Raw genomic sequence first — 13,068 nt, forward strand, 5'->3', positions numbered from 1 at the left:
CACTCGAACGGGGCAAACCTGTCACATCCGGCATCGCTGTCTTGTCTCTCCTGTGCAGGGCGAGAGAGCGAGGAGCGAAATGCGCAGGATCCTGGTGGTCGGCGGCGGGTATGCGGGTTTCTACGCGGCCTGGGGACTCGAGAAGCGGTTGCGGCCTTCGGAGGCGGAGCTCACTGTCGTGGACCCGCGGCCGTACATGACCTACCAGCCGTTCCTGCCCGAGGTCACGGCCGGATCGATCGAGGCGCGCCACGCGGCGGTGTCGCTGCGGCGGCACCTCAAGCGCACGCGGATCGTGGCGGGGGCGGTCACGGAGATCGACCACGCGAACCGCCGCGTGGTCGTGCGGCCGGTCGAGGGGCCGGAGTTCGAGCTGGAGTACGACGAGATCGTGGTGACGGCCGGCGCCGTCACGCGCAAGTTCCCGATCCCCGGCGTCACCGAGGAGGCGATCGGGATGAAGCACGTGGAGGAGGCCGTCGCGATCCGCGACCGGCTGCTGACGTCGTTCGACCGCGCGTCGGCGCTCGAGCCGGGGCCGGCGCGGCGGAAGCTGCTCACGGTGACGTTCGTCGGCGGCGGCTTCTCGGGCGTCGAGGGCTTCGCGGAGCTGCTGTCGCTGGCGACGGCGCTGCTGAAGTCGTACCCGGAGATCGGCCGCGACGAGCTGAGCTTCCACCTCGTGGAGGCGCAAGGCCGGATCCTGCCCGAGGTCACCGACAAGCCGGGGCGGTGGGTGGTCCGCTCGCTCGAACAGCGCGGCGCCCACGTGCACCTCAACACGCAGCTGCGCTCGGCCGTCGACGGGCACGTGGTGCTCTCGACGGGCGAGGAGTTCGATTCCGCACTCATCGTGTGGACGGCGGGCAACGCCGCCAACCCCGTGGTGCACAACCACACCGACCTGCCGATCGACGAGCGCGGCCTGCTGGTCGTGCGCGCCGACCTGCGGGTGGGCACTGAGACAGACCCGGTGCCCGGAGCGTGGGGCGCGGGTGACGACGCCGCCGTGCCGGACCTCGCGTCGCCGGTGGCGGGGGCGCGGACGGTGCCGAACGCACAACACGCGTTGCGCCAGGGCAAGCTGCTTGCTCGAAACCTCACAGCGCATGTTCGCGGGCGCACACCGAAGCCGTACGTGCACCACGGGCTGGGTTCCGTCGCGACGCTCGGCATCGGCAAGGGCATCTTCCAGTACCGCCGGATCGTGATCACGGGTGTGCTGGCATGGCTCATGCATCGCGGTTACCACGTTCTGGCCGTGCCGAGCTGGGAACGCAAGGTCCGCGTGCTCGCGATCTGGCTCACGGCCGCGTTCTTCGGCCGCGACATCGTGTCGCTCGCCTCGGTCGAGCACCCGCGCGACGCGTTCGTGTCCGGAGGTGACCCGATCAGGTGATCCGTGGCGGCACTGTCACAGATCCGCGGTCCGCCTTGTCGAGGCTGGTGCGAAGTCCCCGGGCCGGCCGGGGACACCCAGCGAAAGGCGCATCATGAGGATTGTCGTCATCGGCGGTACCGGCCTGATCGGCTCGCGGGTCGTGAGCCTGCTGACTGAGCACGGCCACGAGGCGGTGCCGGCGTCGCCCAACTCCGGCGTGAACACGGTGACGGGCGAAGGCGTCAAGGAAGTACTGCAGGGCGCTGACGTGGTGGTGGACGTATCGAACTCGCCGTCGTTCGCCGACGACGACGTGATGGCGTTCTTCCGCGCGGCCACGACGAACCTGACCGAGGCCGCCAAGGGCGCGGGAGTGGGCCACTTCGTCGCGCTGTCGGTGATCGGCAGCGACCGGCTGCCCGAATCCGGCTACCTGCGCGCGAAGGTCGCCCAGGAAGAGCTGATCAAGGACTCCGGCCTGCCGTACTCCATCGTGCGGGCCACGCAGTTCTTCGAGTTCGTCGGCGCGATCGCCGACGGCGGCACCGAGGGCAACGTGGTCAAGCTCCCCGACGCGGGCATCCAGCCGATCGCGGCGTCCGAGGTTTCCGGTGCCGTCGCGAAGGTCGCCGCCGGCTCGCCGCTCAACGGCATGACCGAGATCGGCGGGCCCGAGGTCTTCACCATGGAGAGCTGGGTGCGCGAGGCCCTGACCTTCCGCAACGACCCGCGTGAGGTCACCGTCGACCCCGAGGCCCGCTACTTCGGCGAGAAGCCGGGGCCGAAGGGCCTGCTGCCCGACGCGGGGGCCCAGCTCGGGCAGATCAAGTTCGCGGACTGGCTCCCGGCCAACCCGCCCAGGAAGTGATTCCTCGCGCGGGTGGTCCCGTTCCGGTGCCACCCGCGCATCCCGTTAGGAGGGAACTCGATGACAGAACAGCAGGTCGCGACGTCGGTACTGGTGATCGGCACGGGCGGATCCGGGTTGCGCGCCGCGATCGAGCTGGCCGAGCGGGGCGTCGACGTGCTCGTGGTCGGCAAGCGGTCCAAAGGCGACGCCCACACCACTCTGGCCGCCGGCGGCATCAACGCGGCGCTGGCGACGATGGACCCCGAGGACAGCTGGCAGCAGCACGCCGCCGACACCATCAAGGAGAGCTACCTCCTGGCGCACCCCGACACGGTGCAGGTCGTCACGCAGAACGCCGCGCGCGGCATCGAGGACCTCGAACGCTGGGGCATGCCCTTCGCCCGCGAGGCCGACGGCCGCATCTCCCAGCGGTTCTTCGGCGCGCACACCTACCGGCGCACCGCGTTCGCCGGTGACTACACCGGGCTGGAGATCCAGCGGACGCTCGTGAACCGGGCGGCGCAGCTCGACGTGCGGATGCTCGAAAACGTCTACATCACGCGAATCCTGGTGCAGGACAACGTGGTCTTCGGCGCGTACGGCTTCGACCTCGACAACGGCACCCGCTACGTGATCCACGCCGACTCGGTGATCCTGGCCGCCGGCGGGCACACACGCATCTGGCGCCGCACGTCCTCGCGGCGCGACGAGAACACGGGCGACTCGTTCCGTCTCGCCGTGCTGGCCGGCGGCCGGATCCGCGACCCCGAGCTGGTGCAGTTCCATCCGTCCGGGTTGCTGGAGCCGGAAAACGCGGCGGGCACACTCGTGTCGGAAGCCGCTCGCGGCGAGGGCGGGCAGCTGCGCAACGCGTTGGGCGAGCGGTTCATGGACCGCTACGACCCGGAGCGGAAGGAACTGTCCACACGCGACCGGGTGGCTTTGGCCGCGTACACCGAGATCAAGGCGGGCCGTGGCACGCCGAACGGCGGCGTGTGGCTCGACGTGTCGCACCTGCCGCGCGAGACGATCATGCAGCGGCTGCCGCGGGTGTACCAGACGTTGCTGGAACTGCAGATGCTCGACATCACGAAGAGCCCGATCGAGATCGCGCCCACGGCGCACTACTCGATGGGTGGCGTTTGGGTGCGCTCGTCCGACCACGGCACGGGTGTCGAAGGCCTGTACGCGATCGGTGAGGCGGCGAGCGGTCTGCACGGCGCCAACCGGCTCGGCGGCAACTCGCTGATCGAGCTGCTGGTGTACGGCCGGATCGTCGGCGAGGCGGCGGCGGAGTACTCGGCTTCGCTGTCCGCGCAACGCCGTTCCGCCGGCGCGCTGGCGGAGGCTCGCGGTGAGGTCGACGAGCTCCTGGCGGCCGACGGTCCGGAGAACGTCCGGGCCCTGCAGCGTTCCTTGCGCAACACGATGACCGAGCACGCGGGTGTCGTACGTGACGAGGAGGGTCTGCTCGCGGGACTGTCCGAACTGGACGCGCTCGAGGATCGGATGAAGAACGTCGGGGTCCACCCGGACCTGGCCGGGTTCCAGGACCTGGCGCACGCGTTCGACCTGAAGTCCTCGGCGCTGGCTTGCCGCGCGACCCTGGAGGCCGCGGTGGAACGGCGCGAGACGCGGGGTTGCCACAACCGCTCGGACTATCCGGAGCTGGACGAGTCGATGCGGGTGAACCTCGTGTGGTCCGGGCCCGGGCGGATCGACCGGGAAGCGTTGCCGCCGGTGCCTGCGGAGATCGCCGCGTTGATGCGGGAGGTTTCCTCGGAAGGGAAACTGGTCGAGTGACCTGAGGGGGCTCTCCCCGGTCGGGAGAGCCCCTTTTTTACTGGGGTTGCACGACGTTCGTGAACAGGATCGCCGCGTCGGTCTCGGCTTCGATGCGGTGCCGTCCCTCGGGGAGCACGAGGAAATCGCCGGGTGCCGCGCCTTGGCTTTCGGTACCGGTGACCAGGCGGATGTGTCCGAGCAGGACGAGCACGGTGGTCTCGCCGCCGTGGTGTTCGTGTTCGTGCAGTTGTTCGCCTTCGCTCAGTGCCATCACGGTCTGGCGCAGAGCGTGCTCGTGTCCACCGTGGACGGTCACCGCGCTGCGCCCGGAGGACGCCTGCGCCGCGAGCCCGGCGTGGGTCTTGGCGAGGGTGATCAGGTTCATGGTGCTCCTTGCCGCGGGGGGCCGGCTTTCATGGCCGACCCCCGTTCCAGGTCACGGGCGGGGCGCTCGCAGGTGCTTGCGCTGCTCGAGCTCCTCGTCGCTCACCGGGATGAGCATCGGCTGTCCCGGCGCGCAGAACATCGTAACGACAAACTGGGACTCGGCGTCGTCGAGATTGTTGCCGTCCTGGTAGTGGATCACGTCGAACCCGGGCTCCCAGAACGCTTCCCCGGCCTTGACGACGCGCTCCGGGTCACCTTCGAGCTCGAAGATGATCTCACCCTTGAGTACGTACCCGAAGGCCGGCCCGGAATGCCGGTGCGGCGGTGCCCCGTCACTCCCGGGTGGCAATGTGACCAGGATGGTCATCGGCACGGCCCCCTCGGGCGCCGCCGGGGCCCCCTCCGCGGTCGCCACCAGCTCGATCTTCGGCGGCGGCGCGCTCGACTTGGGGTTCGGCAGGTGGTGCGAATGTTCCACGCTCATGAGCTTCCTTCACGGACCTGGTATCGGTTGTCCTTCCGAGAGCTGAGACAAGACGTGGCCGCGATCTGTGACAGCGATGCGGCTCCTTGTGGTGTCTCCGCCAAGAATGGTGCGATGGGGGACATCTGGCGTTCGGGAATGAACACCTGGTTGTGATCGGCGAACACTGCCGAAGCAGTCCGGCAGAGCCGGACACTTCCCGGCGAAAACACCGGCACCCCACCTATCGTGGGCGGATGGATGAAACGCGTGGTGGCGTCGCTTCGGTGGTGAAGGCCTGCAAGGTGCTGCGCGCCTTCTCGCCCACGGTGGGTGTCCTGTCGGTCCGGCAGGTCTCGGCCCGCGCGGACATCCCGCGCAGCACCGCCCACGAGCTGTGCCGCACCCTCGTCGCCGAGGGCATGCTGGAGGATTCCGGCAACGGTTACCAGCTCGGCCCGCTGCTGCTGGAGCTCGCCGGCCAGATCATCGAACGCACCGGCCTCGTCCGCGCGACCGAAGGCATCCTCGACCGCCTGGTCCGCGCGCCCGAGCAGGAGGCGCACCTGGGCCAGCTCACGCAGGGCTGGGTCGTCTACCTCGATCGCAACGCCAGCACCTGCAAGGTCCCGATGCACAACCGCGTCGGCCAGCGCGCCCCCGCGCACCTCACCGGGTGCGGCAAGGCGGCGCTGTCGTGGCTGCCGTTCGACAAGGTCGTGGCCCACGTGGAGAAGTGCTGTGCGGAGAGCTCGACGCCGCCGCCCGACCTCGACGAGCTCGAAGCCGAGCTCGTCCGCGCGCGGCAAGACGGGTTTCTCGCGTCGAGGTCGTTCCAGAAGGACCGGATGTCCGTCGCGGCGGCGATTTTCGACGCGTCGGGCCACGCGGTCGGCGGCGTCTCGCTGGCCGGCCCCGCGACGATGTTCACCACGGCCGTCGTGGCGTCGGCCCGCGCGTCGGTGACCAACGCGGCTGGCCTCATCAGTGCACGGCTGATCAACGAGTCGGCGCGCTGGGTGAGCACTCCACGCTGATTGCAATCGTTTGCAGGGCAATCTGCGGCACTCGCGCCCGTTGCGTCGAGACCGGCGCGGAAATCGCACCCGAAATGGGCGGGCCGCTCGGCACCTCTGCGTATACTGCCGTCGTGCGAAGAGCGACCTTGAAGGACGTGGCCGCGCGCGCCGGGGTCCACGTCGCGACCGCGTCGAGGGCCCTCAACGAGACCAGTCGCCACCTGGTGAACAGCGCGACGCTCGACCGCGTGCTCCGCGCCGCCACTGAGCTCGGCTACTCCGGCAACCTCAGCGCCCGCACGCTCCGCACCGCCCGGTCGATGGCGATCGGCATCCTGTTGCCGGACCTGACCAACCCGATCTTCCCACCGATCGTGCGCGGCGCCGAGGACATCCTGCGCGAGCGCGGCTACAGCACGTGGATCGCCAACACCGACGACGACCCGAAGATCACGGCCGCGTCGATCGAAGCGTTCCTCTCGCGCGGCGTCGACGGGTTCATCTCCGCCGGGTCGCGCCTCCACGACGACACCGTCGAGCAGATGGCCGGCCAGGGCCACCCGCTCGTGCTGGTCAACCGCACCGTCGACCGCCGCGACATCCCGTCGGTCACGGCCGACGACGACCACGGCGTCCGCCTCGCGCTCAGTCATTTCGTGGAGCTGGGCCACCGCAAGATCGTCCACCTGGCGGGTCCGCAAGATCTGTCGACCGGTGTGCACCGCAAGCGCGCCTTCGTGCAGGGCCTCGCCGATCACGGCCTCGACCGCGGGCCCGAACGTGTGGCGCAGTGCGACGCGTGGTCGCAACGCGAGGGTCACCGTGTCCTCAGTGGACTCCTGCGCGACGAGAAGATCGACTTCACCGCGATCGTCGCCGGAAACGACCTGATCGCGCTCGGCTGTTACGACGCGTTGCGCGAACACGGAATGACGTGCCCGCACGACGTGAGCATCATCGGCTTCAACGACACCCCGTTCATGGACCACGTTTCCCCGCCGATGACGACCATCCGCATTCCGCAGTACGACTTGGGTCGCGAAGCCGCGAAACTTCTCGTCGACAACCTCGAAAACCCCGAGCAGGGTCCCCGGTCGATCGTGCTGCCGGTCGAGTTGGTCAACCGGCGTTCCACGGCGCCTTTGCGCACGAACTGACCCGAATTGCCGTTGCCCTTCCCATTGTGAACGATTGCAGCCGGGTATTCAGCAGCAGTGGCCCCCGGCTTGGCACCCCGCCTAGGCTTCTCCCGAGAAGCACGACCGACGCTTGAAGGAGTCTCCGATGGACCTGCTGCTGCGCGGCAAGACGGCGCTCGTCACCGGTGCGAGCCGGGGGATCGGGCTGGCGGTGACGCGGGCGTTGGTCGAGGAGGGCGTTCAGGTCGTCGCGGCGGCGCGCAACGTCGACGGGGACCTCAAGGAACTGCCCGTCGAGACCGTGGCGGTCGACCTCGGCACGCCGGACGGCGCGGCGCGGGTGGTCGAGGAGGCCGTGGCGCGCGTGGGCGGGATCGACATCCTGGTCAACAACGTCGGCGCCGTGCGGCCCCGGCCCGACGGCTTCGCCTCCGTCACGGACGAAGACTGGCTGGCGACGTTGAACCTCGACTTCATGTCGGCCGTGCGCACCACGCGGGCGGCGCTGCCGTCGCTGCTGGAGCGGACCGGCGCGATCGTCACGGTGTGCTCGGTCAACGCGACCTTGCCCGACCCTCTGGTGATCGACTACAGCGCGGCGAAAGCGGCGTGCCTCAGCTTTTTCAAGTCCCTGTCGAAGGAAGTCGGCGCGCGCGGCGTCCGCGTGAACACGGTCAGCCCGGGCCCGGTCGCCACGGACCTGTGGCTGGGCAAGGGCGGCGTCGCCGAGACGGTCGGGGGCGCCGTGGGCGCGGAGCCCGGCAACGTCGCGGCGAAGGCGGCCGCCGACTCCGTGACCGGCCGGTTCACGCGGCCCGAGGAGGTCGCGGACCTGGTGACGTTCCTGGCCAGTGGTCGCGTCGGCAACCTCACGGGCGCCGACATCATCCTCGACGGCGGCATGACGCAGACGATCTAGACCCCGTCTGACCTGGCGTAACATCCCGCTGATGACACCCGAGGAGCATCTGCGCCAAGCCGACCCGGTCCTCGGCCGGGTCATGGACGAGATCGTCGGGCCGCCGCCCCAGCTGCCGCCCGACCCCGCGCTGGCCGGCGACCCGGACATCCCGAAGGACAACTACGGCGTGCTCGTGCGCGCGATCGTCAGCCAGAACATCTCGATCCACGCGTCGCGCTCCATCTTCCGCAAGCTGAAGGACCGCTTCGGTGGCCGGCTGCCGACGCCGGAGGAGCTGCTGGCCGACGATCCCGAGCAGCTGCGCCCGGCCGCCGGCCTGTCGCGCGCGAAGACGGTGTCCCTGCGCTCGCTCGCCGACTGCATCCTGGCGGGCCGCCTCGACCTCGACGCGCTGAACGAGCTGCCCGACGACGAGGTTGTCGCGCAGCTCGACGTGGTCAAGGGCATCGGCGTGTGGACCGCGCAGATGTTCCTGATGTTCCACCTGCACCGCCCTGACGTGCTGCCGACCGGTGATCTCGAGCTGCGCCGCAGCGTCGAGCGGGCCTACGGGCTGGCCGCCCGGCCGACGCCCGCGGAGCTCACGCGCCTGGCCGAGCCGTGGCGGCCGTACCGCACGCTGGCGTGCCTGTACCTCTGGCAACTGGCCGAGCAGGCGCCGCGGTTGTGATTAAGCTGGTGCCACAGGACTTTTCGCGCAAAGGAGAAACACGTGGAGGGTGTCGACCCCGCGGTGGCGCCGAGCGGCAACGGCTGCGCCGAGTGTGATGCGGCCAGTCCGCAGGGCTGGTGGTTCCACCTGCGCCGCTGCGCGCAGTGCGGCCACATCGGCTGCTGCGACTCGTCGCCCGGCCAGCACGCCAGTGCGCACGCCGCCTCGTCCGGCCACCGCATCGTCCGCAGCTTCGAGCCGGGCGAGGAGTGGTTCTGGGACTACGTCGAGGAAGTGATGTACGAACGCGGCCCCGAACTGGCCGCCCCGACGCACCACCCGCTCACGCAGGCCGCCCCCGGCCCGGCCGACCGCCTGCCGGCGAACTGGGCCGAGCAGCTTCACTGACCGGGTTCCGGGCTGCCTGGTCGTGGTGACGGCCGGGCAGCCCGGGCCGGCAGTACCTTTGACACCATGACCAGCTCACGTCCGAATCCCACCGACGTCGCGGGTGCGTTGTTCGATTTCGCACTTCGGCCCTCACAGGTGCAGGCGGCCGACGCGGTCGTGGCGGGGCAGGACACGTTGGCGGTGCTGCCCACGGGCAGCGGGAAAAGCGCCATCTACCAGGTCGCCGGCCTCGCCCTCGGTGGGTTGACGCTGGTCATCTCGCCGCTCATCGCCTTGCAGCGCGACCAGTTGCGGTCCATCGCGGGACGCCCTTACGGCGACCGCACCATCAACGCCGAGCTCCTCAACTCCAGTCAGAAGGTCCACGAGCGCCGCGAGACGCTGGCGCGGCTGGAGAAGGGCGAGCTGGACTTCGTCTTCCTGGGCCCCGAGCAGCTCACCAACGCCGAGACGCGTGCGGCGATCACCAATGTCACGTTGTTCGTGGTGGATGAAGCACATCTGGTGAGCGAATGGGGACAGGAGTTCCGCCCCGAGTATCTGCGGCTGACCGACGCGATCGCCGAGTTCGGCCGGCCGCCGGTCCTCGCGTTGACGGCCACGGCGTCGCCGCCCGTGCAGGCGGACATCACGCGCCGGCTGGGGATGCGCGATGCGCAGGTGGTGGTCGCGGACTTCGACCGGCCCAACATCTCGCTCTCGATGCGCCCGACGCAGCCCAGCAAACCGGAGGCGCGGGCCGTCGACGACCGGTGCGTCGACGTCCTCATCCAGCACGACACCCCCGCGCTCGTCTACGCCCTCACCCACGCCCGCTGCGAGTCCCTCGCCGACCGCCTGCGCCTCGACGCTTTCCGCTCCGCGCCCTACCACGGCGGCATGACGGCGGCCGCCCGCGCGCAGGTGCAGGACGACTTCTTCGCCGGCAAGCTGGACGTCGTCGTCGCCACGAGTGCGTTCGGGATGGGGATCGACAAGCCCGACATCCGCACGGTCGTGCACGCCGGTGTGCCCGCGAGCATCGACGACTACTACCAGGAGATCGGCCGCGCCGGCCGCGACGGGGAGCCCGCCGTGGCCGTCCTCGTGCACGACCCGCGCACCATCCGCATCCCACGCCTGCTCGCCGCCCGCACACACCTGGGTGAGGAGACCGTGCACCTGGTGGTCGACGCGGTCGAGAACTCGCCTCGGCAAGCGACGCTCACCGACCTGACAGCCAGCGCCGGGGTGCCCGCTCACGCCGTCGAGCGGGTGGTCAACGAGCTGGTGGAGCTGGGTTTCGTCGGCGTCAGGGGGTCGGGTCACCACCGCGTGGTGGAGTGCGAACAAGAACTCACACCACCGGCCGAGCTCGCCGACCAGCTCGTCGACCTCGACCGGCGCCGCCAGGCCGTGCTCACCAGCCGGATCGAGGCCGCGCGCGCATACGCGGAAAGCACGCGGTGCCGTCGTGCGGAACTTCTCGCATACTTCGGTGAGAACTACACACCGCCGTGTGAAAACTGCGACAACGACCGTGCGGCACACACCACCGAACGCCAGCGCGCCGAGGTCTCCGGTGGTGCCCCCGTGCACCACCGTCTGTGGGGAGACGGACAACTGTTGTCCCAGGACGAACACGAGTTGCTCGTTTACTTCCCCAGCGTGGGCTACAAGCACCTCACCGCGTCGACGATCTCGTCCGGCATCCTCCAGCCGCGCTGAACAAGCGCCCGCGGGCTCGCCTGGTAACTTCCCGACTCGGGCGCGAGACTGGGTGCGCCCGGAGAGAGGAGCCGTCCGTGGACGACGACATCGAGGACAACGCCGACACCGGCGTGCTCGACCCTGAAGACACCCTCGAGGACGGCGATCCGTACGACGAGGGCTACTCGCCGCCGGAGAAGCCGTACGAGGTCGACGAGTTCGGCACCACGCCCGAGGAAGAGCGCGAAGGCGAAAGCTGGGAGGGCCGCCTCGCCCGCGAGGTGCCCGACGTGCAGCCCGAGGAAGGCGACGACCTCGGCGACAGCGAGGACACCGACGGCGAACTCATCGACGGCGAACTCGGCGACTTCCGCGCGGGCCGCCTCGTCGCCGCCGACGAGGGCTCCGGCGAAGACTCCGACGACGAGCTGTACGCTTCCGACGTCGGCATCGACGGCGGCGCCGCCTCCGCGGAGGAAGCCGCCGTCCACGTGGTCGACGACCCCGAGGCGTACTGAGAACCGCTGGCGACCGCTGAGGTGGAGGTGGTGCGGGGTTTCCCGCACCACCCTCCCCGGCTGACGCGGTCAGCGCCGCGCGGCGAGCCAGGCCTCGGACTGGCATGTGGCGCGGGAGAGCCCGCGTAACCGCTTCTCGTCGCGGTCCCGGTGTTCCCGCCGCCGCTCGGTCGGGTTCCGCGGGCTCGGAGCGAACCTGCGTGGGGCGCCGCTGCAGAGGGCGCAACTGCCTCGCTGAAGTTCCGACGTTCACCGCTCCGTTTGATCGGATTCCGTGAACCGCGAGCGAACTGGCCCCAGGCGCAGGAAGCCGGCACAACTGCCTCGCTGAAGTTCCGACGTTCACCCCGCTGCTTGATGGGGTTCCATGAGTCGCGAGCGAACCTGTGCGGGGCACAGCGAAGAAAGCGCGACTGCCTGGCTGAGGGCCTGCCGTTCACGCCCCCGCCCGCCCCGACATGCACGAGCCGCATCCGGCCTATAGCGACAGCCGCCGCAACTCCCGAGTCACGCTTTGCGCGCGATCTCCTCCAGCCAGCCGGTCACCGTCGCGCAGATCGTGGCCTCGCCGCCGCGCGTGTGTTCCACCAGTTTGTCCTGCGACCACAGCATGGCCGCGACCACGCCTTGGCGCACGGGCGTCAGGCCGATCTGCCAGGAGCCGTGGCGCCACTCCGCGGTGCTCCACTGGCCGGTCGTGGGGCTGCGCTCGACGGTCCAGGCCGGGCCGGCTACCAGTTCTGCCACCGTTTTCGGCGCTCGCCACTGCCGCACGGTGTCGTTCTCGGTGCTCATCGGGGTCCCTCGGGGTGCGCAGGAACGGGGTCGTGTCGCGAGAGCGGCGGTCCGGCCGCGAGAGCGGGGAGTCAGCGCACGGTGGCAACCCTTTCGTTCAACTCCCGTTCACCTTAGCGGCCCGTGAGGTGTGTTTGCGCGTACTTCCGGAAAGCGGCGACGAGGCGGCTGCGGTCGTCGGCGCGGGTGGCGAGCACGACGTGCGCCGGTTCGACGTCCTCCAGCACCACCGACGTCAGGTCGGGACGCAGGAAGCGCACGTCGTGGCCTGCGGAGATGGCCACGGCCTGACCGGCCGCGACGAGCTCGAACTTGTCCTCCAGGGCTTCGATCACGGGCCCGTCGGGCGCCGGCCGGCCGTCGGGCCGCGGTTCGACGCGCCAGTACGCACTCCACGCCGGATCGGAGTCGCGCACGCGGGGCAGGGGTTCGTCGGCGATGTCGTTGATGCTCACCGATTCCTTGCCGGCCAGCCGGTGATCCAGTGGGAGAATAACCACACGCGGCTGGTCGTAAAGCACCGTGACGTGCAGTCCCTCGGTCGCGAACGGCAGCCGGCTCACGACGACGTCGACGCGGTGCTCCAGCAGCGCAGTCGGCACGTCGTCGAACGCGACGTGCAGCGTCTGCACGTCGGCGTCCGGATGCCGGTGGCGCATCTCCCGCACGGCGGGCGTGACGATGAGCCCGCCCGCGTACCCGACGGCCAGCCGGCTGGGCTGCGCGGCGGCCCGCGTGCGCGCGATGGTCTGGGCCGCGGTGCGCAGCAACGCCTTCGCCTGCGGCAGGAACACCGCACCCGCCTCCGTGAGCCGGCTGCCCTGCGGCGTGCGGTCCAGCAGCCGCGCGCCGAGCTGTTGCTCGAGACGGCGGATCTGACGGCTTAGCGAAGGCTGCGTCACGTGCAAGGCTTCGGCCGCGCGGCCGAAGTGCTTGTGCTCCGCGACGACCGTGAAGCAGTGCACCAGCCGGAGGTCGAGGTCGACCGGATGTTCGGGCATGTGGTTATTCTACCTGCGGTGATGCACGAAGCGTATTGCGCGATACGAAGGTTTCA

Annotated in this window: 14 protein-coding genes; 10 read left to right on the plus strand and 4 right to left on the minus strand. The window is 69.9% G+C overall.

All coding sequences use genetic code 11. From position 1 onward, the window contains the following. The first annotated feature begins 79 nt into the window (after nt 1–79). The 3 genes from AB0H62_RS30445 to AB0H62_RS30455 all read left to right on the plus strand — a co-directional run bounded on the left by AB0H62_RS30445 (nt 80) and on the right by AB0H62_RS30455 (nt 4,034). Nucleotides 80–1,399 carry an NAD(P)/FAD-dependent oxidoreductase gene (locus AB0H62_RS30445; RefSeq protein ID WP_220243380.1) on the plus strand — a complete coding sequence of 440 codons (1,320 nt, stop codon included), beginning with the start codon at nt 80–82 and terminating at the stop codon, nt 1,397–1,399. A 94-nt stretch (nt 1,400–1,493) separates the two neighbouring features. Then, on the plus strand, nt 1,494–2,249 hold the full coding sequence (locus AB0H62_RS30450; RefSeq protein ID WP_360589779.1) for an SDR family oxidoreductase: 756 nt from the start codon (nt 1,494–1,496) through the stop codon (nt 2,247–2,249). A gap of 60 nt (nt 2,250–2,309) precedes the next feature. Continuing rightward, nucleotides 2,310–4,034: an FAD-dependent oxidoreductase gene (locus AB0H62_RS30455; protein ID WP_220243378.1), complete on the plus strand. Its 1,725-nt coding sequence runs from the start codon at nt 2,310–2,312 to the stop codon at nt 4,032–4,034. Nucleotides 4,035–4,071: 37 nt separating this feature from the next. Here the strand turns inward: AB0H62_RS30455 and AB0H62_RS30460 are convergent, their stop codons facing one another. Then, complete coding sequence (locus AB0H62_RS30460; protein ID WP_220243377.1) at nt 4,072–4,401, minus strand: LuxR family transcriptional regulator; 330 nt, start codon at nt 4,399–4,401, stop codon at nt 4,072–4,074. 51 nt (nt 4,402–4,452) lie between these two features. Then, entirely contained in the window at nt 4,453–4,887 is a 435-nt protein-coding gene (locus AB0H62_RS30465; RefSeq protein ID WP_220243376.1) for a cupin domain-containing protein, read from the minus strand. A 236-nt stretch (nt 4,888–5,123) separates the two neighbouring features. Here AB0H62_RS30465 and AB0H62_RS30470 point away from each other — a divergent pair, with 236 nt between their 5' ends. From AB0H62_RS30470 to AB0H62_RS30500, 7 genes are all read left to right on the plus strand, one after another. After that, a complete protein-coding gene (locus tag AB0H62_RS30470; protein WP_360589782.1) occupies nt 5,124–5,903 on the plus strand; it encodes an IclR family transcriptional regulator in 780 nt (259 codons plus the stop codon). A 113-nt stretch (nt 5,904–6,016) separates the two neighbouring features. Next, nucleotides 6,017–7,042, plus strand: coding sequence for a LacI family DNA-binding transcriptional regulator (locus AB0H62_RS30475; protein ID WP_360589784.1), 1,026 nt, complete (start codon nt 6,017–6,019; stop codon nt 7,040–7,042). A 127-nt stretch (nt 7,043–7,169) separates the two neighbouring features. Further along, entirely contained in the window at nt 7,170–7,943 is a 774-nt protein-coding gene (locus AB0H62_RS30480) for an SDR family oxidoreductase (protein WP_354872126.1), read from the plus strand. Between the two features lie 31 nt (nt 7,944–7,974). After that, nucleotides 7,975–8,616, plus strand: a complete 642-nt coding sequence (locus AB0H62_RS30485) for a hypothetical protein (RefSeq protein ID WP_360589787.1) — start codon at nt 7,975–7,977, stop codon at nt 8,614–8,616. Between the two features lie 42 nt (nt 8,617–8,658). After that, on the plus strand, nt 8,659–9,006 hold the full coding sequence (locus tag AB0H62_RS30490) for a UBP-type zinc finger domain-containing protein (protein WP_360589789.1): 348 nt from the start codon (nt 8,659–8,661) through the stop codon (nt 9,004–9,006). A gap of 66 nt (nt 9,007–9,072) precedes the next feature. Further along, entirely contained in the window at nt 9,073–10,716 is a 1,644-nt protein-coding gene (locus tag AB0H62_RS30495; protein WP_360589791.1) for a RecQ family ATP-dependent DNA helicase, read from the plus strand. A gap of 77 nt (nt 10,717–10,793) precedes the next feature. Next, nucleotides 10,794–11,216 (plus strand): DUF5709 domain-containing protein, encoded by a 423-nt coding sequence (locus tag AB0H62_RS30500; protein ID WP_220243369.1) that lies wholly within the window; start codon nt 10,794–10,796, stop codon nt 11,214–11,216. Nucleotides 11,217–11,723: 507 nt separating this feature from the next. Here the strand turns inward: AB0H62_RS30500 and AB0H62_RS30505 are convergent. After that, on the minus strand, nt 11,724–12,011 hold the full coding sequence (locus AB0H62_RS30505; RefSeq protein ID WP_220243368.1) for a hypothetical protein: 288 nt from the start codon (nt 12,009–12,011) through the stop codon (nt 11,724–11,726). A gap of 113 nt (nt 12,012–12,124) precedes the next feature. After that, nucleotides 12,125–13,012: a LysR substrate-binding domain-containing protein gene (locus AB0H62_RS30510; RefSeq protein WP_360589794.1), complete on the minus strand. Its 888-nt coding sequence runs from the start codon at nt 13,010–13,012 to the stop codon at nt 12,125–12,127. Nucleotides 13,013–13,068: the final 56 nt, after the last annotated feature.

Origin of the sequence: Amycolatopsis sp. NPDC050768 (assembly GCF_040654155.1) — a bacterium.
GTDB lineage: Bacteria > Actinomycetota > Actinomycetes > Mycobacteriales > Pseudonocardiaceae > Amycolatopsis.

Bases quoted from the DNA above. Each gene is read 5' to 3' on its own strand.
- AB0H62_RS30450 (WP_360589779.1), top strand. From the start codon at position 1,494: ATGAGGATTGTCGTCATCGGCGGTACCGGCCTGATCGGCTCGCGGGTC.
- AB0H62_RS30505 (WP_220243368.1), bottom strand. From the start codon at position 12,011: ATGAGCACCGAGAACGACACCGTGCGGCAGTGGCGAGCGCCGAAAACG.
- AB0H62_RS30470 (WP_360589782.1), top strand. From the start codon at position 5,124: ATGGATGAAACGCGTGGTGGCGTCGCTTCGGTGGTGAAGGCCTGCAAG.
- AB0H62_RS30495 (WP_360589791.1), top strand. From the start codon at position 9,073: ATGACCAGCTCACGTCCGAATCCCACCGACGTCGCGGGTGCGTTGTTC.
- AB0H62_RS30455 (WP_220243378.1), top strand. From the start codon at position 2,310: ATGACAGAACAGCAGGTCGCGACGTCGGTACTGGTGATCGGCACGGGC.
- AB0H62_RS30510 (WP_360589794.1), bottom strand. From the start codon at position 13,012: ATGCCCGAACATCCGGTCGACCTCGACCTCCGGCTGGTGCACTGCTTC.
- AB0H62_RS30445 (WP_220243380.1), top strand. From the start codon at position 80: ATGCGCAGGATCCTGGTGGTCGGCGGCGGGTATGCGGGTTTCTACGCG.
- AB0H62_RS30465 (WP_220243376.1), bottom strand. From the start codon at position 4,887: ATGAGCGTGGAACATTCGCACCACCTGCCGAACCCCAAGTCGAGCGCG.
- AB0H62_RS30485 (WP_360589787.1), top strand. From the start codon at position 7,975: ATGACACCCGAGGAGCATCTGCGCCAAGCCGACCCGGTCCTCGGCCGG.
- AB0H62_RS30480 (WP_354872126.1), top strand. From the start codon at position 7,170: ATGGACCTGCTGCTGCGCGGCAAGACGGCGCTCGTCACCGGTGCGAGC.
- AB0H62_RS30460 (WP_220243377.1), bottom strand. From the start codon at position 4,401: ATGAACCTGATCACCCTCGCCAAGACCCACGCCGGGCTCGCGGCGCAG.